Raw genomic sequence first — 19586 nt, 5'->3', positions numbered from 1 at the left:
GATTCGCCGTCCACAATGCCCCCTTACGACGGTAGCTCGTGCCGCTGAGGCAGCCACGCATACCCGATGTGAGAGGAGACCGCGATGAGCTTGAGAGGTCCGACCTATGACCCCTTTGCGGACCCGGTTCGTGAGGGCGAGTGGCGTGAGTCTGCTGGCGTGGCGGGGCGTAATGCTCGGCGGATCGCCAGAGGAACCGCGTGGCTTTTCCGGGGTAAAGCCCGGTTCATGCTGGTCATTGCCCTTGCCCTGATTCTCGCGGCGGGCTGTAACCCTGCGGGTTGGATCTTCCCAGATCAGAGCGATTCCAAGACCGACCGCGAGCAGGTGCAACAGGAGACGCAGCAGCGCGCTGAGTCATCGCCTGCCGACCTCGGTGCCATCGCCAAGACCATTCGCGAGTCGATGGTCCGGCAGGCTGGGGGTGCGCGATGAATCGCAACCGCCGCGTTCTCCCGTTGATCGGGCTGTTCCTTGTTGTGTGGTTGGCTGCGGGGCTGGTGATCGGTGGGATCGGAGCTGCGTTCCAGCCCGCATCCGAGGATCTCTCGTCGGTCGACTGGAACGCAGTGAAGGACGGTCGTCCTCAATCCGCTGAAACATCCGATCCCGCAACCTATTTGACCGCCGATGTAGCCGCAGAGGGGGCATTCGCTGAGGTCGTTCGCCGCACCCCGGTCGATTCGATCTTCAATCCCGGTGTGGCTCGGAAGACCGCCGACTGGTGGAGTGTGCCAGCCGAGGTCGTCGCGGCAGCGAAAGCGCTGGATAGCAGCGTTTTTCCGGTGGTCAGCAAGACGTCCGGTAAGTCGTGGTTCTCGCCGGTCCAGGTGCTTACCAGGGACCAGGAGCCTCCGACGATGACGGTCTCCGAACGGGCATTGCTGACCTCTCCGACCAGTTTCCCGCAGATTCTGGATAGTCCGACCTCCCCTTGGTCAGCTTTCCTGCCCAGCAAAGCATGGTGGTCGGCATCGACTGCGGTGTGCCCGAATGATTCTGTCAGTAAAGGATTCTGCAAGTATCAGGCTGATGTGCGCACGGCGTGGACCAATGCGATTCAGCCTCTGACCAGCGCGAACTTGCCTGAGCCGACGCTTACTCAACTCGCCCAGTTTCAAGTCAATTGCATTGTCCCGCTCAGCGATATGGGTACTACGGGCGGGATTGGATTCAATCGCCAAAGCTACCCGGCGTGCTCCGCAGCCGCAGCCTGGATCGTCCGCTACAAGATGCCCTGACCACCAATCTTCCCCGATCAAAACGAGGCGGGAAGAACCCCAAATGGAAAGTGAGAGAACAAGAAATGAGTACTACCATTGCAAGCGCTCGGCGCACCACGACCGACGCCGAGGACGTGATCCCCGCTCTGACCAGCGTGATCGCAGACCTTGAGTACGCCCGGTCCACAATCGCGCGCAGCCGTTTCAAGGCGAGCGCCGACTTGACCGCTATCGAGGACTTCGCCAACCAGGTGATCTCCGATCTTGGCGCGGCGAAGTCGCTGGTCGATGCCATCGCCGCTACGGTGAGCGCCCAGATTACGGCTGAGATCGCCGCTGAGCAGGCGAAAGAGGCGCGCGCTGCCGCTATCCAGGCGGCGCGCAAGGGCGCTCTCCCCGCCACTTCAGCCACCGACTCGGACACCGATTTCGATGACTTAGGGGATGAGTGACATGACCTGGATGAGCGAAACAGTGGCGCCTGCCACAGCTCGAATTGTGGTGGCACCAAAGGGCTTCTGCCCCGGTTGCGTGCGGACGAAGCGCCGACTGTCCGATGCGATTGCCGCAGGTCGGGTCACGGTGATCCCCGGTGATACTGATGCCGCTGCTGGCGTGATCGCTGACCTTGATGATATCGACCCCGGTGCTCGCCGGATCGCGCCCATCGTTGTGGTCTACGGGGCTGATGGGTCACCACTGGATGCCTGGTCCGAGATGCGCGAGGACCGCGTGACCGCCCTCCGAGACGCACTTGCCGCCTGAGCATCACGATTCCCCACGCAAGTGGGGGTTACCCCCAGTAGACACGAAAGGAGGGGGCATGACGAACTACTACGAACACAACGCGCTCGTGGACACGCCATCCGAGCGAATCCTCTTGTGGTTCGCTAAGATTCGGTGGGGTCAGCGCTCCGTAGGGCAAGGCGGTGTACCCCCTTATGGTCCACTGGCGGGGTGGGATCAGCACACGCCGGTGAGTTGGCGGAACACGAGGAACGCGCGCCGATTTGACCCGGCTTTCCCGCTGATCCTCGCGGCGCTGGGCATTATCCCCACAATGATCCTCGGCACGATGATGAGCATCGTCCTGGCTGGCTCCCTGATCGGTGCCGTGATCGGACCAGCGGCTTGGGTGATCGCCCAGGGTATCCGCTGGCACCGCCGTCGCTCTGATCCCAAGTGGGCGCGGGCGAAGCGGTCCTATCTGGCGCGTCGCACCTGGTCAATGGCGATGCTTCACAACGGGCTTCTCGGGATGAGCCTTGACCCACGCAAAGCCGATATCGTCCCTGGCATCAAGTTCGGATCGCTCAAGGCTGCGGGTATCGCCACACACTCTCGCCCCGCACTTCAGATCAGCGGTGGTGCCGGAATCACTGGATATACGGTCGATTTGCCCCAACTCGGTGGCATCGATCGTGCGGCGATTGAGCGTGCGAGGGAGGGGATTGCGGCTACCGTGGGTGCTCGGATCCTCCGTGTCGAACCCCCGATTGTGACCGACACGGGGCGCGCATTCTCGGTTCGCTGCACCGTGCTCAGCCACGACCCCACACAGGTCAGCCTCCCATTCGATGAGGGTGACCTGGATTCGGTTAACCTCGCGAAAGTGCGAATCGGGCACGATGACAAGGGGAGGAACACGGCGATCCCGCTGATCCTGTCGGATGGTGCGCGCCATGCGATGATCGCGGGTCAGACTCGATCCGGCAAGAGCAGTCTCGTCCACGGCATCATCCTCCAAGCTGCTGCCGCCGGTGCCAAAGTGTTCATCGGTGATCTGAAGGGTGAGCTTGCCCTTCCCTATGCTGCTGCCCATGTCGGTGCTGGCTATGCGGGCGCACCCGATGAGATGCGTGATCTGCTCGGTCATGTGATCTCGATCATGGACCGCAGGAACTCGACCGACCGCCACGACCGATCTCCTATTCTTGTTGTGCTGGATGAGCTTTCGAGCGTCCCGGTATCAGGTCCAGGTGCCTCGAAAGTGCCTGAGACGCGCGAGGTTGTATCCGAAATCTGGTCCAGGATCGGCACCCTTGCTAAGAAAGCTGCTTCCGCCAATATCAGCTTGATCCTCGTCGGTCAGGTGCTCAATGCGGCGGTCATGGGTGGCACCGACATCCGTGATCAGATCGCCACCCGTATCCAGCTTCGCGCAAGGGAATACACCACCGTGATGATGACGCTCGGTGTGGATCAAGGTACCGCGCAGGAGATCGTGGATCATTTCCGGGGTCTCTCAGCCCAGGAGGGATCTAACCGCGTATCGGGTGTGGGTTTCCTCGATTTCGATGGCGCGCCAGGTTATTTCGGCATCAGAACCAGCTATCTCGAAACCCAATCTGACCCTGATCACCCACTCGGAATCCCACATCGGATCATTGACCTCGCGGAGTCACTGCACCACCGTGATGAGCCGGAATTGCCGTCATCGGTGCTGGCGGCAGTGGGTCGATCCGATGCCCCCACACCTACTCCCGATGACTTCTCAGATTTCGATCTGGACCCCGTAGACCCCGAGCAGGTCACCCCCGACCTGTTCGATTTTGAAATGGAAGGACACCGCCCATGAACACGAACCCCACTCGGGACGACCTCGCGCCAGCCATCGCTGTCGCCGCGATGCTCGGCGTGACCCCGGAGACTCCGCGCCCGAAGCGCGTGCCGTACTCCGAAATTCCAAGGCTCGCAGCGCAAATCGCGGCAAGCGCGACTATTGCAGAAGCGGCGGAGCGACTACTCGTAACTCCGGGGGCGATCCATGCGCGGATCGCACGCGGTACCTTGCCGACCATTGACATCCTGGGGCAGCGCCGGGTTCTGACCACGCGCTACCCGCCCCACCGCGATGAAGTTTTCGCCGCTGCACTCGCATTGACTGGGGATGAGGATCCCGACACCCCCCGCCTCCGCCCCTGGCAGCGGCGCGTGGCTACTGCCGCTTTTTCGCTCGATCCCACTGGCGATCATGGGCGGGGTTTGATCCGACGCGCGGTTCGCCGCCTTACGGCTCAGCGGATGGCAGCGGCAATCCGGCGTGATGCGTTTCGGCGTGGGCTGACGGTGGATCGGGCGCTTGTGGAGGATGAATGAACTGTCCGTCCATCTGGGGTACTCCCAAATTGACACTTCCTCGCCAATGACCCACTGCAGGTGAGCTTGTCAAATTAGGGTCCGGTTTCCATATATTTGACATGTGTCTACTGAGAGCTTAGACTCTAAATTGACACTTCCGATCAGCAAGGATTGCATCATGGCGCGCATTGGATACATCCGGGTCAGCACGGTGGAACAGAACACCGCGCGCCAACTGGATGGGGTCGAGTTGGACAAGGCATTCACCGATAAGGCGAGTGGTCGGACCCGCGACCGCGCCCAACTTGAAGCGCTTATGGACTACGCGCGTGAGGGCGACACGGTGTTCGTACATTCGCTTGACCGGCTTGCTCGAAACGTGGTTGATCTTCAGACAATCATTGGCGATCTAAACACCGCTGGGGTCACCGTGGAGGTCGTCACACAAGGTCTTCGCTTCACTGGTGATGACAACCCGATGAGCAGGCTACTCCTGCAGATGCTCGGTGCCGTGGCGGAGTTCGAGCTGGCGACCATCCGTGAGCGTCAGGCTGAGGGGATCGCGAAGGCTAGGAAGCGTGGGGCTTACAGGGGGCGCAAGCCCGCACTCTCCGCTGAGCAAATCGCGGAGATGACCGAGCGCCTCGCTGCGGGCGCGTCCGTCACTCAGGTCGCGCGCGATCTCGGCGTTACCCGACAGACGGTCTACAACTACCGAGCAGCAAGCTGATTCTTGTTGCTGGATAACGATTTTCACTGCGGGTCCAAATCGCCGGCTCGACTGGGCTCCTCGGTGCGGTCGGCTCGCCACCAGTGGGGAGGGTCGATTCCTGCTTCCCACAGTTCACGTTCGTGATGGAGCAGCGCATGGAGGTTCTCCCAGAAACCGGGCGGTGGCGAGGGCTCGTCAGTCACAGGGTAACGGTAATCGACTCCCGCGCATTGACCGCGGACCTGTCCACAGCGCAGAAGACTTGCGCGCGTGTGTCCCTACTGCTCACCCTTTCGTGCCACGATGCGTCCGACAGTCTCTGCGGATAGGTCCGGCGGACTGCCTTTCAACACGTTGATGAGCATCTTGAGCAGGTCGCCAAGTGGCACGATGTTCTCAGCCCATCGGTCGTAGGACTCAAACTCCCGCGAGCCATTCGCGTGGTACTTGCCTGTCCCACGCGCGTGGAAGTCCTTGATCGACTTGTCCGACGCGACCAGAATCAGCATCGCGTTAGGGCTGCGATCGGCGTAGGCGTCGAGTTGTGATCGGTCAGTTGCCTCACGCCAATTGAACGCCGCACGGAGTTTGACCTCGATGACAACGGCGGCATCATGCGTCATTTCATCTGGGAGACCGGCGATGTCGCCTCGGTCTTTCATCCCGAGACGGAAGATGAGGTCGCGGCGACCAGTCAAAGCCTGTGCTAGATCGGGTGATTCGCCAAGTGCGCCCCAAAGTAGGGACTCTACTGTGCGCTCATCACACTTGCCCGGCTCGTAGAGCGCGAACTCGACTGCTGCACGCAACGCGGTGGTTATCGGTCTTGTGGGCGCAGCATCCTCTCCGTGTGTAGGTACATCGACCTGTTCACGGTCCTCAGGCATTCGCAATTCTTCCTCCGGCAATCAGGTGAGACCGTTTCGCAGTTCCTCCGCTACGTGCTTCTTCTCGCTGACTGCGAGTCGACGGACACGATCCCATATCTGGTCAGTCTTCGTGGGTAGTCGCCAGCCCGCGTCGATCCATTCGAGAAGTCTGCGCCGCTCCGCGCTTGGTAACCGCCTGACCTCCGCCATCACTGCACGGTAGGTCTCTGGGTCTGGTGGCGAGTCGTTCACGGGTTCGTTGCACCGTGCGCACTCCGTGCGCAGGTTGTCAGCGCTAGCGTCGGCTAGCCGTGCGCCAGCGACACGGTGACCGATGGTCAGACGTGCGGTCACTTCGGGTTGATCCTCGTCATAAGGTTCGCCCGCACCTCGCCCGCAGATGACGCAGCGGTTCCCGTCGCGCTCAAACACCTCCCGACGCGTTTTTGCCGAAACCGCATCGCGTTTGGCGACCTTCTCCCCTAGCCAGGTCCTTGCCCCTTTGGCGTCCAGGATGTAATCCTCGACGTTTTGCCCTTCCCGGCTCTTGTACGAGCTAAACAGCCACCCTTGGTCCTTCAGCGCTCGCAGGCGTCGATTCAAGTGCTCATCGTCATTTGGCTTACCGTCTTCGCCAATCGCGACCCGCAACTCGCGCATTGTGAAGACCTCGCCAATTTTGCGGTTGTGCCATAGGTACGCAGCTATGAGGTGTTGCCCGCTCATCTCCCGGTTCATGTCTAGCCGCTTGCGCGGCTTCCACCATGGGCGTCTGTCGGGGGCGATCGGGTCATCCGGGTCTATCGGCGTGCCGCTCGTCATGTTGTCGAAGCATGCCAGTAGACGTCGCGACGGGACGAGAGACACGCTGCGCGCCTTGCTTGTCCTACCTACCCCCTAAATTAGGGTGTTTGTAACTATGCGAAGGGTGGACGGGTGCTGACTTCGGTTGAGATCTGCACAGGAGCCGGGGGACAGGCTCTCGGTTTGGAGAAGGCGGGCTTCAAGCACCGGGCGGTTGTCGAATTGGACAAGCATGCCTGCGAGACGCTGCGCACGAATCGCCCGAAATGGACGGTTCACGAGGAAGACCTGCTCACCTGGGACCCCACCCCCTACAAGGGTGTTGACCTATTGGCGGGCGGAGTTCCATGTCCTCCCTTCTCTAAGGCGGGCAAGCAACTCGGATCAGATGACGAGCGCGACCTGTTTCCGCGTGCGATCGAACTGGTCGAAGCGCTGGAGCCGCAGGCAGTCATGCTGGAGAACGTCCGCGGTCTGCTCGACATTGTGTTCGAGACATACCGGACCGAGGTCGAACAGCAGCTGAAGGATCTTGGTTACAGACCTGGATGGAAGCTCCTCAACGCATCAGACTTCGGCGTGCCGCAGCTGCGCCCTCGTGTGATTTTCGTCGCGGTTAAGGAAGAACTGCCGGAGTTCGAGTGGCCTACGCCGCAGAAGAAAGACGCACCCACTGTCGGGGAGTGCTTGAAGGACCTCATGGCAGCCAACGGTTGGGAGGGCGCCGACGAGTGGGCGGAGAGAGCAAACGCGATCGCGCCGACGCTCGTCGGAGGCTCGAAGAAGCACGGTGGTCCTGACCTTGGTCCTACGCGCGCGCGTCGCGCATGGGAGATGCTGGGCGTCAACGGCAAAACCCTTGCGGAAGAGTCTCCTGAGCCCGGCTTTGTCGGGATGCCGCGTCTGACGGTTCGCATGGCTGCGCGGATCCAAGGGTTTCCTGATTCGTGGGAGATCACGGGTCGAAAGACCAACGCTTACCGGCAGGTGGGTAACGCTTTCCCTCCTCCGGTCGCCCAGGCAGTCGGTAAGCAGATTAAGAAGGTCATTGACGCTGGCAAGAAGGCGAATCTCCAGGTTGTAGCGTGATATCTCTGATTTCAGGGGAACGGCGGAGCTTTTACCAGCGTCTGGTCCGTGATCACACGCTATCGGTGTCGGGGGGCGTAGCGTCCAACGCCGACGCTTCTCAGCGGACTAGCAGGGCAATTGCTCTGAACATCGCTGAACGCCTTGGAGCAGGTACCGCTGAGCGCAAGCTAGATGGACAGCGCGCCGGAAAGCAGTTCGAGGGGGCTGTCGCCGGATTCATCGGTGCCACTTTTCCTCACCTGGGCACGCTTCGCCCTGGCACCTGGGAGGTGATGAACGTCGGGGGATCACGCGGAACGTACCAAATCGCAAAGTACGAGCCTTACACGCACCTGGATGACCTGGCGAACGCCATAGACGCCGACCCGACACTACAGTCAGTGCTGGGAAACTCGTACGACATCAGTCCCGACGTGCTCGTTCTTCGGCACCCTGAGTCCGACGATGAAATCAATGCGCACGATTACCTGGTCGATGACGGCAGCGCGCGCCACGCGGTGATTCGCGCGAGCAATCAGCCGCGACCGATCGTCCACGCGATCGTGTCATGCAAGTGGACATTGAGGTCGGATAGAGCGCAGAACGCACGGTCCGAAGCGCTTAACATCATCCGTAACCGCAAGGGTCGTACTCCCCATATCGCCGTGGTTACTGCGGAGCCGACTCCATCCCGCCTCGCATCTCTGGCGCTTGGTACTGGCGATGTCGACACGGTCTACCACTTCGCGCTACCAGAGTTAGTCGACGCAGTCCACGAGACCGAGAACGATGAAGCGATCAGTATGCTTCATATCCTCGTGGATGGTAAGCGTCTGCGTGACATCAGCGACCTTCCGTTGGATTTAGCGGTCTAGCCGCGCCAACCACTCGCATGCAGGGCATCGAGAACTCTTGCTGCACAACTATTTACGTCCTTCTTGATCTCGGTATCCCATACCCTCACAACTGTCCACCCGGCGGAGGTGAGTGCGGCGTCCGCAACACGATCCCTGGCTATGTTGTGCGCAATCTTCGCTCGCCAGTATTCGGACGACGCCTTCTCAGGATTCCAATGGTCGGGGTGCCCGTGCCAGAACACGCCATCGACGAAAACCGCGACCTTCCACCGGATAAATGCGAGGTCGGGTCTCCCGGCGAGGTCTTTGCGGTGCAGTCGATAGCCTGTGGCACCAGCTGCTCTCAGCGCCGCGCGCAGTGCCAGCTCGGGTTTCGTGTTCTTGGATCGGATTGCCGCCATGTTGCGCGACCGTCCCTCGCGCGAAAGGTGGTCCGCCACGACCTTGAGCCTAATGTCAGATCGTGCCCGTAGGCTAAGAGGTATGTGTCGCGTCAACGAATTCACGATCGACGGGTTCGAGCCGGAACACGTATGGACAGCTGTTCGCTACGGGAGACCGTGGAACGGATGGGCGACTCCGGTGGTCACGCGTGCCACGCTCGAATCGGTGATTGCTGCCGCTGAGGGCGAAACGCTGCACTTCATTGAGGCGACCGCCGTGATCAGTGGGGAGAAATTGCGCCCCGACGCGGATTGCAACTACGACCTTGGGCAGATCGGCTGGTGCTTCATCCAGACCGATCGGTCCGGTTACGTCGACCGGTTGTCATTTGCCACCGTGAAGGGACCACCCTGGGCTGATTGTTTGCCATGGGGATGGGACCACCTGGATTGCCAGTTATGGGACCACCGGCGCGTCGCGTCGGTGGTCCCTTCATTTGTCCGTTGACTCGGCCGTGACGATGTTCACGGAAGGGGCCAACGGCATGGGCTACCGGGAGGTTGCAGTGGAAGAGATCAGAGAAGTCCTGCGGTTGTGGTTGGGCCTGGCGGTGGGGTTACCAGCGCCGGGTCTGCGCACGATCGCCGCGCGCGCGGGTATCGACAGGAAGACGGTGCGACGCTACATCGCGGCAGCGCAGGCGGCGGGGTTGACACGTGAGGCCGGCGCGGCGGCACTGACCGATGAGTTGCTCGGTGCGGTGGTGGCCGGGGTGCGTCCGGCGCGGCCGAATGGGCATGGTCAGGCGTGGGAAGCGTTGGTGCCGTTCACCGAACAGATTACGCAGTGGGTGAAGGGAGGGGCACCGGAGAATCCAGAACCGTTGACGGTGACCAAGATTCACATCCTGCTCGCCCGTCAGGGATGTGTGGTCCCGTACCGGACGCTGGTGCGGTTCGCGACCGAGTGCTGCGGGTATCGACGCACCACGACCACGGTGCGGGTGGCTGATGGGGATCCCGGGGTGGAGTGCCAGATCGACTTCGGTTACCTCGGACTGCTCGATGATGCGTCAACAGGTAAGCGCCGCAAAGTGTTCGCGCTGGTGTTCACCGCCGTGTACTCGCGGCATACGTTCGTGTGGCTGACGCATACCCAAACCCTGTCAGCGATCCTCGAGGGCTGTTCAGCGGCGTGGGAGTTCTTCGGCGGAGTGTTCGCTGTGATCATTCCGGACAACATGAAACCTATTGTCACCCAGGCCGACATCCTCAATCCGAGGTTGTCTCGGGGCTGGTTGGACTACGGCCAGCATGCCGGGTTCGTCACCGACACCGCCCGAGTCGCCACACCAACCGACAAACCGCGGGTGGAACGCACCATCCACTACGTGCAGAACAACTTTTGGGCCGGTGAGCGATTCTCGAGCCTGCCCGATGCCCAGGCCGCCGCGGTGGCATGGTGCCAGAGCACTGCGGGACTGCGGATTCACGGCACCACCGCCGCCGCGCCGGCGGTGCTGTTCGACACCGACGAACGCACCCACCTGTTACCGATACCGGCCGACTACGACGTACCGATCTTCAAACAGGTCAAGGTGCACAGAGACTTTCACGCCTCGGTCGGCAAAGCACTGTACTCGCTGCCCGAAACCTGGATCGGCTCGACACTGGATGTGCGCCTGGACAGCGAAGCGGTGAAGTTCTATCACCGCGGCGAGTTGGTCAAGCAACACCCGCGCCAGCCCGCCGGCGGGCAGAGCACCGACCCCCACGACTACCCCGCGGACAAGGCTGCCTACGCGCTGCGCAACATCAGCAAGCTGCAATCCACCTGCGAACATCACGGCCCCCATATCGGGCTCTACGCGGCCCGTATCGTCGATGACCCGCGCCCATGGTCTCGGGTGCGGGCGGTGTATACCCTGCTCGGCCTGGTGCGCACCTACGGGCCCGGACCCGTCGATGCTGCCTGTGCCACCGCCCTGGAGTTCGATGTCATCGCCGTGCCCAAGATCGCCTCGATGCTTGAGCAGGCCACCGAGAACACCACCCCGGACATGCCCGTGGCCGCCGGGTCGGAATCGTCTCGCTTTGCCCGTGACCCCTCCGAATACGCAACCAACAGAACACAGTTGACTCTTGTTCCCAACCCCGACAACACCATTCAGGAGTGAACCGATGACCCGAACCACCAACAGTGTGCCCGAACCTGTCGGCGCCGACATGCTCGGCCTGCTCAAAACCCTCAAACTCGGAGCCCTCGCCGACACCCTGCCCCAACGCGCAGCCCTGGCCCGCCAACACAAAACCTCGCACCTGACGTTCCTGCAACAATTGCTCGCCGATGAAGTCTCACGGCGTGAATCCAGCTCCGCCGCCCGACGATCAGCCAAAGCCGGTCTCGACCCCCGCATGCGGATCGACACCTGGTGCGCGGCAGACGATCTACTCTACGACCGTCCGCTGCTCGAGGACCTCACCACCCTGCGGTTCATCGACGCCGGCCACTCCGCAATCCTGCTCGGCCCCGTCGGAGTCGGCAAGACACATCTAGCAAACTCGTTGGGCCACATGGCTATCGGCCGCCGCAAAACAGTGTTGTTCGCGCGGGCGGACAAACTGTTCCACCGACTCAAAGCCGCCCGCCTCGACAACAGCGTCGACGCCGAACTTCGCCGCATCACCGCCATCGACGTCTTGATCATCGACGACTTCGCACTCAGAGCCCTCGACGCGACCGAAACCAACGACTTCTACGAACTCGTCGTCGAACGCCACCAGCAGACCAAGACCACCATCGTCACATCCAACCGAGAACCCGCCGAATGGCTCACCATGACCGCCGACGCGCTACTCGCCCAATCGGCCATCGACCGACTCACCTCACGCGCGCACACCCTGGTCATCGAGGGCCCCTCCTACCGCCAACGACACCGACCCGGACTTGACCGACCCAACCCCGCAGAGCATCCTCAATAACGCGCCAAGGTGGTCCCATGCTCGTGGCAATCCAGGTGGCCCCATAGCGGTGGCAAATGACACCGGTAGGTGCCGCATCGCTGGCGAACCGGCATGGACCCATCCTTCGATAGTCAGCCAAATCAAAATGTCGGAAATGCGATGACCCACCGGCGTGTCGGCGCTCGGCTGAATGCTCGCGTGGTCTGCTTTCTTCGGACTATTAGAGGATTTGAAGGGCGTCGTTGGTGACCAGTTACGGATTCCGGTTGTTTCAGCTCGAACTTGTTCGTCGGGATGGTCGCACCCCGCAACCGTGGGTGTACGACAAGGATGGGCAGCAGTTCAGCCGGTCCGCTGAACTGCTGAGGCTACTCACCGCAAAGTGCACTGTTGTCGAGCGCGGATTACCACTCGGTCCAGATGCAAGACCGCTAACCGACGCCGAGCGGCGGACGCGCCCGGTGTTCACGATCGAACGCATCGACGCTCTGGGTCCGAGCATTTTCCTGGAGATTCGCTACGGGCGTCATCGAGATGAAGATGTTGGGCTTCCCATCGCAGACGACTCTGGGGTAGCGGTGGACCTTACGGACATTGCGCCAACTCGCCGCTACCGAATCGGCATCTTTCCGCCTTCCACGGGTACTCGCGGAGTGCTCGCGGTTGAGGCGATCTCCCGAGCCTGTCCGAGCAAATACCTGGTGAGGTGGGCACGGAGTTGGGCTCAAGAGCATGCGCTGACAGATCCTGCGCAGGACTCCCAGGACTGGCACAAGGTCACCGCGCGCGCAGCGATGGACCCCGGTCTGCTTGAGAACTATCTCCAACAAGCCGAGGCTCAGACCATATTTCTCGTACAGCGCCATGAAACTGCCTCGCGCCGGAGAGACACCGAGAGGTTTCGAATCGAGGCTGCGGTCCTCAGCAACCAGTCTGAAAGCGTGATGACTCGCGTTGGCGACGCCATCGTCGCCGAAGCAGCCGATGAAGACGCTGACGCCCAGTTTGCGTCAGACCTCGGTGAGATACTTGGGCATGGCATCGAGGAGCTTGACATTGACGACGGTTGGGTCGTCGTTGACATTCCTGCTGTGGGTCGTCAACAGATCAGCCCGAGCCGAATTCCGGAGATTTTTGTCTATCCGATCGACAACGAGCGTCCCTCTGACCAGCGGTTCCGTACCGAAGTCAAAGCCGCCGTCCTGCGGATACAGCGCAGCATCGGGGCTACTATCGACATGTCTAGCTGGTAGCGTCCCGAGCCTAGCTCACGATCCGCCGAGGAGGAGTCTGTGAGTCAGCGCTTCTCCATTCGCAGTGTCCTCTCAGCGCACTGGAAGGGGCTCTCCGAACCGAGCGAGCACTTAGGCGGCAAGCCCATCCCCGATAGGGCGGCGCGCTGCATTCTGATACTCGTCCCAGTCCTTGCTGCTGTCGCGGTAGGAGGATTCAGAATTCCTTTGTCGTCGCCCGCAATCGTGGTCGCCGCTCTCTCACTTCTGACTGGCTCGCTACTGACGGTTTTCACACAGCTCTCCACGCTTCGGCTGAAACTGACCGAGTGGTATGACCGGGATGACATCGAGCATCGCACCGACAAGGACGCGATAGACGAGAGCGTGGCTCATGTGCTGACAGCGGCGCTCATAGCGCTCACAGCAACATTCGTCGCGGTAGGGGCGACGGTACTCGGCGACAAGCATCTGCCGGTAATCAATGGCATCATCGCCGCGATCGTCGTGGGTCTCGTCGCCTACGTTCTGCTGTTGCTCATCATTCTGATCCCGCGTCTTTACAGTGCGTACGTCGCCGTTCACGACGTTGACGACAATCTGAACGGTCAGGTTGTGGATCGAACTGATAAGCCGATGAGGAGGCTTCGACCTGACCGCTGATCAGATCGGAGCCTGGATGTGTCGGAACCGACGCCAATCATTCTCGTGTAAGCCGCTTCGTTCTACGGGGTAGGCGCGGTAGTGATCTATCGTCAAGGCGTCATCAGTGACGCCCTGCTCGTGTTGCCACGGTCGAAATCCTGACCATCGCAGTCGCGACCATGCCTCCCGTTCGGGTACTCCCCATGCCCTCGCCAAGTCAGCAAGGGGTACTTCCCCGAGCCTGTAGTTTCGCTCGGTGATGTATCTCAGGCGCTCCGCTTCCATCTCATCGTCGGGTGCTCTCCTCATTACCCCTAGTTCGTCGGCAGTCCACCCCATGACCCACAGCACGCCGAGATCGTCGCGGTCCCGAGCATCAATGAAAAGGATCGGACCAGTCCGCACCCACTGGTTCCGCTCCTCGGGGCTCCACTCCGCCCATTTGTCCCGCAGCGTCCCCTCGCCTTCGACCTCGACATAGCCCGCCTCAACGACGGGCTCCGCTGCTAACTCATCTCGCTCGGCGCTTAGAGCCGAGATGTTCTGGTCTAGCGCGGCTCTCGCAATCGTCCCCGCGCGGTATTCTCCTCGTCCAAGGAGCCTCACCAGGTCAGTGATCTGCTCGTCTAAGTCGGCGACATCATCGCGGCGATCGACCCCGCTCCGCCATTCGCGTCGCGTTACGCGCTGATCCATCACTGGTTCTACATACGTGAGGTACATCTCATCGGCGTCGCCCGCGACGATTGTCCGATTGTCGCAGGGGGCAACCGAATTGGCGCTCTTGCACCGGTATCGGTCCACTCTCCCTGCGCTTCCGCCGCGCAGGATCCACATGGGATCCCCGCACACTGCGCATCGGATCGCCCCCGTCAGTAGAGACTGCGGCTGCCGCGAATTGCTAGCCCTCGCAGTCGCGTCCAGCCGAGCTTGGAGCCGCCGCCATTCCCCGCCCTTGATAATCGGCTCGGCTCGCTCTCGTGGCTTTCCTGAGGCGTCGCGGATGACCTCCCCTTTAGTGACGACCCAACCTCGCAGAGTCTCCGACCGTAGCGCCCTGCGCAGTGGGCTGACGTGCCACTCGAAGCCACGCGCGGGTTGCCCCCGGTGGAGGGAAAAGGCATCTTTTGCCGTTGGCACTTTCCGCGCCGTGAGGTCGCGCGCGATGGCACTCAACCCCTCGCCCGCCATGACCCGATCCACCACTTCCCGGATCACAGCGCATTGAGCAGGATCTTGGACGAGCCGCCATTCGCCGTCAATCACCTCCGGCACATACCCCCACGGCGCTACGCCTCCGCGCCATTTGCCCCGAGTGAAGTTGTACCGGAAGGCATTTCGGTTGCGGATTGAGATGGATTCCAGTTCGGCTTCTCCGAGACTGGCGATGACGCCCGCGAACCCCCGCCCCATTGCAGTCGTGGTGTCGATCTTGTCTGTGACGGTCACAAGCTCGATCCGGTGATTCTCCGCAGTCGCGAGGTTTTTGGTCCATTCCCAGAAATGCCAGAAGTCGGACGCTGACCTGGTGAACCGATCCAGCTTCCAGCACATGATGACATCGAAAGAGTGCGGTCGGCGCAGCCATGAGCCCAGTCTTTTGCGCTCAAAAGGGGAAATGCTGCCGCTCGTGTCTCCATCCTCGGCGTAACCGACGACCTCGTAGCCTTCCGCGACACACCGCTCCTCGCACTTCTCCCGCTGACGTTCTAGCGAAGTCGTGGCATCAGTGACGCGACTCAGCCTCGTGACAATCAGCGCGCGTTTAGGCTCCTGAACTGGTGTTTTACCCCTCATGCTGGGTCATTCTACGCGGTATGATTTGGATACTGCGGAGTACTCGGCAGTACTCATGCCCTCGTCGTCGGTGATCAGCCGCAGCACCTCCGCGGAAAGACGCTCGACGGGTCGGCGAAACATATTGTCGGTCATCAGGTTGCCCCTCCTGGGACGCCGGGTGCGTCCTCTGGTTCTTTGGACGCACCAGAGCCCGATTTGGATCCATCGGACTTGGAGAAACCCCGGGGGACCACCCGCCCGGTGACGAGAACCGGTGCGCCATCGCCTCATCACCCACCCAGGACGGAGCCGGCGAGACCGAGGACCACGGGCACGATGCCCAGGCACACGAACGCCGGCAGAAAACACAGCCCCAGCGGGGCACTGATCGCGACACCGGCTCGCTCGGTGGCCGCAGTGGCCTGGTCGTGGGCGTCGCGGCGCACACCGTCGGCGAGTTCGGTCAATCCGCCGGCCAGCGACGATCCGGCTCGCGCCGAGCGCCGCGCCAGGGTGGCCACAGCGTCGAAATGTTCCGAGGTGGTTTCCCCCGGACCTGGCGCGCCCTTGGTGGTATCGGTCCCCGGCACAGGTCGACTACGGCGCCAGGCATGGTCGGCATCGGCCCCGAGAGCCAGCAGTTCGGCGGTCACCGACAGCGGTCGCGCCAGGCCCGGGGGCGCCGAATCGGCGACAACCGCCGCAGCTGCTCCGACCGGAAGACCGGCACGCAGGCACACCGCGAAGAGGTCCAGGGACGCGGCGACCCCGAACGGGTCATCGCGAGCATCACTCGCCCGGACCGGCCGCGCGGCGGGTTGCTGCCCGGCGACCCGCCGCAACGCCCAGTCCGGACCAGGCCAGCACCAGACCGCGGCAGCCACGAACAGGGTGGAGATCAGCGCGGCGGCGACGCTCAACGTCGGGCCGCCCGTTCGGTGATGCGCTGTGCCCACACCCATCCGGCCATCGAGAGGGCCGTGCCGACGATCAGCAGGACGCCGCCGGGGCCTCCTCCCAACAGCACCGCCAGCGGGTTCGCCCCCATCAGCTGTCCGAGGAACACACCGATCACCGGCAAACCGGCGAGTACCGCGGCGGTCGCTCGCGGGCCGGCCAGGCCGGCGTGGGTGCGGGCCGCGAACTGCCGACGCTCGAGCACGTCCGACCGCACCGATTCCAACAGCTCGATCATCGGTAGACCGTGTCGATCAGCCAAGTGCCACGCCACCGCGACTCGGCGCCACGACGCGGCATCACCCCGATCCGGGTGACCGGCGGCCCCGGTGTCGAGGACGTCGCCGCCCAGCTCCGCCCGCCCGGACATCGCGGCCAACCCGTCGGCCACCGCCCCCGAAACTCCCTCTGCCGAACGCAGTTCGCGCGCCGCGGCCGTGCACGCACGGGCCGGCGGCGCACCCACCGACAGTTCGGCGATCATCACCGACAACGCCAGCAGCAGGGCGGCGATCTCACCGTCGCGACGCCGAACCCGCCTGGTGCGCTGCCACTGCCAGATGAGACCGGCTGCAACCACGGCCGACGACACTCCGGCCGGGACACCGGCGAGAACGGTCAGCACCAGCGGCAGTGCGCACACCAGCACTGCGGGCGTCGGCATCGGCGAACGCCTGCGCGCAGCGTCCCGGAGACGGTGCAACCGGGACTCGGTGCCGGTGACCGGCCACCACACGACCCCCAGCGCGACCGCCAAGTACAGCGCGGTCACCGCGATCGGCTGCCGATGAGCTCGTCGAGCCGTCCGGCGGACTCGCCGAATCCACCGGCACGGGTCCACACCGGGCGAATGCGGACCAGACCGTCGTCGCCTGGCGCCACCATCCCGATCTCGACGAGTCCGCGGCTACCGCCCGGTGTGCGTGCGACGCCGAGGACCACCTGGACCGCGGCCGCGAGCTGACTGTGCAACGCGGCGCGGGCCATCCCGCCGAGCGCGGCGAGCGCCTCCATCCGCGCCGGCACCTCGGCGGTGGAGTTCGCGTGCAGCGTGCCCGCGCATCCGTCGTGTCCGGTGTTCAACGCGGTCAGCAGGTCGATGACCTCGGCGCCGCGCACCTCACCGACCACGATCCGGTCCGGCCGCATCCGCAGTGCCTGCCGAACCAGGGCCCGAACCGGTACCTCGCCGACGCCTTCGACGTTCGCGGTCCGGGCGACCAGCCGCACGATGTGCGGATGCGGCGGGTCCAGTTCCAGCGCGTCCTCCACACAGAGAATGCGCTCGGTGTGCGCCATCTCGCCGATCAGCGACCCCAGCAGGGTGGTCTTACCCGATCCGGTGCCGCCGACGATCAGGAAGGCCAGGCGTGCGGCGAGGATGTCACGCAGGAGTCGGACCGTGTCGTCGGGGATCGCGCCCAGCGAAACGAGTTCGTCGAAGTTGCGGGTGGCAGTGCGCAGAACGCGCAGTGAGATGCAGGTGCCGTCGTGCGCGACGGGTGGGATCACCGCGTGCAGACGCACCGTGTGTCCGCGTCGGCCGACGCCGACGAGCTGCCCGTCCACCCATGGTTGGGCATCGTCGAGTCGTTTTCCGGCGTTGAGCGCCAACCGGCCGGCGAGACGACGCACCGCGTCCTCACTGTCGAAGCGGATCTCAGTGCGCTGCAAGCCGTGGCCGCGGTCGATCCAGACGTTATCTGGGCCGGCGACCAGGATGTCGGCGACATCAGGATCGACCAGGAGTTGCTCCAGACGCCCGGCCCCGATCAGCTCGGTCTGCAGAAATCGCAGAGCGGCAAGGAGATCGGTGTCGCCGAGCATGCCCCGCGACTCGGCGCGGATCGCGTCGGCGATGACGTCGGGCGTCGGGTCGGCCGCGTCGGCGGCCAACCGGTCGCGCACCCGGTCGAGCAGCTCGTCGTGTGCGGTCATGCGGCCACCCGCGCCACGCGGTCGGCGGCACGATGGACCGCGCGGGCGGCGCGTCCGAGGGGGCTGCGAGGCGTGATCCGCAATCTGCCGGCATCCATCCGCCCCGGCAACCCCGGGTCCGCGCGATACGCGGCGACCAAGGGCAACCCGACGGTGGCGGCGACCTGTGCAGCCCGCAGACCCGACGGCGCCGGTCCCCGCACGGCCAGTTCGGCCCACACCCCGTGACGCTGCACCCGGGTCGCGACGTGGCGCGTCGATGCCGCGCCGGGCACGGAGGCGGTGGTGACCACCACGACCAGGTCGACGGTGTCGAGCACCGCATCGGTCACCGGCCCACCCGCCCGCGGGAGGTCGACGATGACCGTGTCCCCGTCCGCTCGGCCGGCATCGAGCGCGGCCAGCACCGGCTCGACGGCGACCGGCACCGCGCTGTCCGGTCGGGGCGCGAGCACCGAGAGCCGGTCGTCGACGTGGGGTAGCGCTTCGTGTAATGCGCTGGCACGCATAGCTCCTGCCGTGACGGTCAGATCCTGCCACCGCAGCCCGGCACAACTCTCGATGCCCAACGCGAGGTCGATACCCGCGCCGAGATCGTCGACATCGAGCAGCAGCACCCGCGGTGCCAGCTCTGTCGCCGCCAGCGCGACGGCCGCGGCAAGGGTGGTGGCACCTGCCCCACCGTGTCCACCGATCACGGCGATGGCGGCGGCCGGCGCGGCGGGCGGAGCCCGGAAATCGGTGAGCAGCCCCACCAAGGTGGATTCCTCGGCCGGCAGGGACACCGCGTATTCGGCACCGAGGTTCATCGCCGCACGCCAGGTCTGCGCCGGCGGCTCGCCGGAGGTGACCATCACGATCCCGTCGCGCCGCGGCAGCGCCAGGCCGCTGAGCTCCTCGACGGAACGACCGTCCACCGCGATCGCACTGGCTCGCAACCATTCTCGACGACACTCCGACGTCGACCCGGGCAGGATGCGGTAGCCGGCGGCGGCTGCGCACCGGGCGACCTCGTCGTGCAGGTCGGCGCCCACCAGGGTGAGGAGTTCATCGGTCACCCCGACATCGTCA

At 63.4% G+C, this 19586-nt stretch carries 24 protein-coding genes; 14 read left to right on the top strand and 10 right to left on the bottom strand.

From position 1 onward, the window contains the following. The first annotated feature begins 84 nt into the window (after nt 1-84). The 7 genes from L1892_RS02170 (at nt 85) to L1892_RS02140 (ending at nt 5034) form a co-directional block, all read left to right on the top strand. Nucleotides 85-435, top strand: coding sequence for a flagellar basal body-associated FliL family protein (locus L1892_RS02170; protein WP_235721791.1), 351 nt, complete (start codon nt 85-87; stop codon nt 433-435). Further along, nucleotides 432-1241 (top strand): hypothetical protein, encoded by an 810-nt coding sequence (locus L1892_RS02165; protein ID WP_235721790.1) that lies wholly within the window; start codon nt 432-434, stop codon nt 1239-1241. The genes L1892_RS02170 and L1892_RS02165 overlap by 4 nt, the downstream gene beginning before the upstream one ends. Nucleotides 1242-1306: 65 nt before the next feature. Next, complete coding sequence (locus L1892_RS02160; protein WP_235721789.1) at nt 1307-1675, top strand: hypothetical protein; 369 nt, start codon at nt 1307-1309, stop codon at nt 1673-1675. Then, nucleotides 1668-1988, top strand: coding sequence for a hypothetical protein (locus L1892_RS02155; RefSeq protein WP_235721788.1), 321 nt, complete (start codon nt 1668-1670; stop codon nt 1986-1988). The genes L1892_RS02160 and L1892_RS02155 overlap by 8 nt, the downstream gene beginning before the upstream one ends. 58 nt (nt 1989-2046) lie before the next feature. Next, the gene (locus L1892_RS02150) at nt 2047-3801 is read left to right on the top strand and encodes a type IV secretory system conjugative DNA transfer family protein (protein WP_235721787.1); all 1755 of its coding nucleotides are present in this window, start codon (nt 2047-2049) and stop codon (nt 3799-3801) included. Next, on the top strand, nt 3798-4322 hold the full coding sequence (locus L1892_RS02145; RefSeq protein ID WP_235721786.1) for a hypothetical protein: 525 nt from the start codon (nt 3798-3800) through the stop codon (nt 4320-4322). Before L1892_RS02150 ends, L1892_RS02145 begins: the two co-directional genes overlap by 4 nt. A 160-nt stretch (nt 4323-4482) precedes the next feature. After that, nucleotides 4483-5034 carry a recombinase family protein gene (locus L1892_RS02140; protein ID WP_235721785.1) on the top strand — a complete coding sequence of 184 codons (552 nt, stop codon included), beginning with the start codon at nt 4483-4485 and terminating at the stop codon, nt 5032-5034. Between the two features lie 23 nt (nt 5035-5057). On the opposite strand, the gene L1892_RS02135 is transcribed toward L1892_RS02140, so the two are convergent. The 3 genes from L1892_RS02135 to L1892_RS02125 all read right to left on the bottom strand — a co-directional run bounded on the left by L1892_RS02135 (nt 5058) and on the right by L1892_RS02125 (nt 6707). Continuing rightward, nucleotides 5058-5219, bottom strand: coding sequence for a hypothetical protein (locus tag L1892_RS02135; RefSeq protein WP_235721784.1), 162 nt, complete (start codon nt 5217-5219; stop codon nt 5058-5060). Between the two features lie 75 nt (nt 5220-5294). Further along, nucleotides 5295-5903, bottom strand: coding sequence for a hypothetical protein (locus tag L1892_RS02130; RefSeq protein ID WP_235721783.1), 609 nt, complete (start codon nt 5901-5903; stop codon nt 5295-5297). A gap of 21 nt (nt 5904-5924) precedes the next feature. Next, entirely contained in the window at nt 5925-6707 is a 783-nt protein-coding gene (locus L1892_RS02125; RefSeq protein ID WP_235721782.1) for an HNH endonuclease, read from the bottom strand. Nucleotides 6708-6824: 117 nt separating this feature from the next. Between L1892_RS02125 and L1892_RS02120 the strand changes: the two genes are divergently transcribed. Beyond that, complete coding sequence (locus L1892_RS02120; protein ID WP_235722003.1) at nt 6825-7778, top strand: DNA cytosine methyltransferase; 954 nt, start codon at nt 6825-6827, stop codon at nt 7776-7778. After that, a complete protein-coding gene (locus L1892_RS02115; RefSeq protein WP_235721781.1) occupies nt 7775-8635 on the top strand; it encodes an NgoMIV family type II restriction endonuclease in 861 nt (286 codons plus the stop codon). Before L1892_RS02120 ends, L1892_RS02115 begins: the two co-directional genes overlap by 4 nt. On the opposite strand, the gene L1892_RS02110 is transcribed toward L1892_RS02115, so the two are convergent. Continuing rightward, a complete protein-coding gene (locus L1892_RS02110) occupies nt 8632-9057 on the bottom strand; it encodes a very short patch repair endonuclease (RefSeq protein WP_235721780.1) in 426 nt (141 codons plus the stop codon). The genes L1892_RS02115 and L1892_RS02110 overlap by 4 nt on opposite strands. Nucleotides 9058-9100: 43 nt before the next feature. Here L1892_RS02110 and L1892_RS02105 point away from each other — a divergent pair, with 43 nt between their 5' ends. From L1892_RS02105 to L1892_RS02085, 5 genes are all read left to right on the top strand, one after another. Then, nucleotides 9101-9508: a hypothetical protein gene (locus tag L1892_RS02105; RefSeq protein WP_235721779.1), complete on the top strand. Its 408-nt coding sequence runs from the start codon at nt 9101-9103 to the stop codon at nt 9506-9508. A 13-nt stretch (nt 9509-9521) separates the two neighbouring features. Continuing rightward, the gene (gene istA, locus L1892_RS02100; protein ID WP_235722002.1) at nt 9522-11177 is read left to right on the top strand and encodes an IS21 family transposase; all 1656 of its coding nucleotides are present in this window, start codon (nt 9522-9524) and stop codon (nt 11175-11177) included. Nucleotides 11178-11181: 4 nt separating this feature from the next. After that, a complete protein-coding gene (locus L1892_RS02095) occupies nt 11182-11982 on the top strand; it encodes an ATP-binding protein (protein ID WP_235721778.1) in 801 nt (266 codons plus the stop codon). A gap of 227 nt (nt 11983-12209) precedes the next feature. Further along, a complete protein-coding gene (locus L1892_RS02090) occupies nt 12210-13217 on the top strand; it encodes a hypothetical protein (RefSeq protein ID WP_235721777.1) in 1008 nt (335 codons plus the stop codon). A 39-nt stretch (nt 13218-13256) separates the two neighbouring features. Next, nucleotides 13257-13859, top strand: a complete 603-nt coding sequence (locus L1892_RS02085) for a hypothetical protein (RefSeq protein ID WP_235721776.1) — start codon at nt 13257-13259, stop codon at nt 13857-13859. On the opposite strand, the gene L1892_RS02080 is transcribed toward L1892_RS02085, so the two are convergent. From L1892_RS02080 to ssd, 6 genes are all read right to left on the bottom strand, one after another. Then, nucleotides 13860-15638, bottom strand: a complete 1779-nt coding sequence (locus L1892_RS02080; RefSeq protein WP_235721775.1) for a recombinase family protein — start codon at nt 15636-15638, stop codon at nt 13860-13862. 6 nt (nt 15639-15644) lie between these two features. After that, on the bottom strand, nt 15645-15773 hold the full coding sequence (locus tag L1892_RS24600; RefSeq protein ID WP_268899807.1) for a hypothetical protein: 129 nt from the start codon (nt 15771-15773) through the stop codon (nt 15645-15647). Between the two features lie 137 nt (nt 15774-15910). Continuing rightward, complete coding sequence (locus L1892_RS02075; RefSeq protein WP_235721774.1) at nt 15911-16582, bottom strand: type II secretion system F family protein; 672 nt, start codon at nt 16580-16582, stop codon at nt 15911-15913. After that, nucleotides 16537-17349, bottom strand: a complete 813-nt coding sequence (locus L1892_RS02070; RefSeq protein ID WP_235721773.1) for a type II secretion system F family protein — start codon at nt 17347-17349, stop codon at nt 16537-16539. Before L1892_RS02070 ends, L1892_RS02075 begins: the two co-directional genes overlap by 46 nt. Further along, on the bottom strand, nt 17346-18515 hold the full coding sequence (locus L1892_RS02065) for a TadA family conjugal transfer-associated ATPase (protein ID WP_235721772.1): 1170 nt from the start codon (nt 18513-18515) through the stop codon (nt 17346-17348). Before L1892_RS02065 ends, L1892_RS02070 begins: the two co-directional genes overlap by 4 nt. Continuing rightward, nucleotides 18512-19573, bottom strand: a complete 1062-nt coding sequence (gene ssd, locus L1892_RS02060; protein ID WP_235721771.1) for a septum site-determining protein Ssd — start codon at nt 19571-19573, stop codon at nt 18512-18514. Before ssd ends, L1892_RS02065 begins: the two co-directional genes overlap by 4 nt. Nucleotides 19574-19586: the final 13 nt, after the last annotated feature.

Origin of the sequence: Gordonia tangerina, assembly GCF_021556435.1 — a bacterium.
Classification (GTDB): Bacteria; Actinomycetota; Actinomycetes; order Mycobacteriales; family Mycobacteriaceae; genus Gordonia; species Gordonia tangerina.
This window is presented reverse-complemented; position numbering and strand designations above follow the sequence as displayed.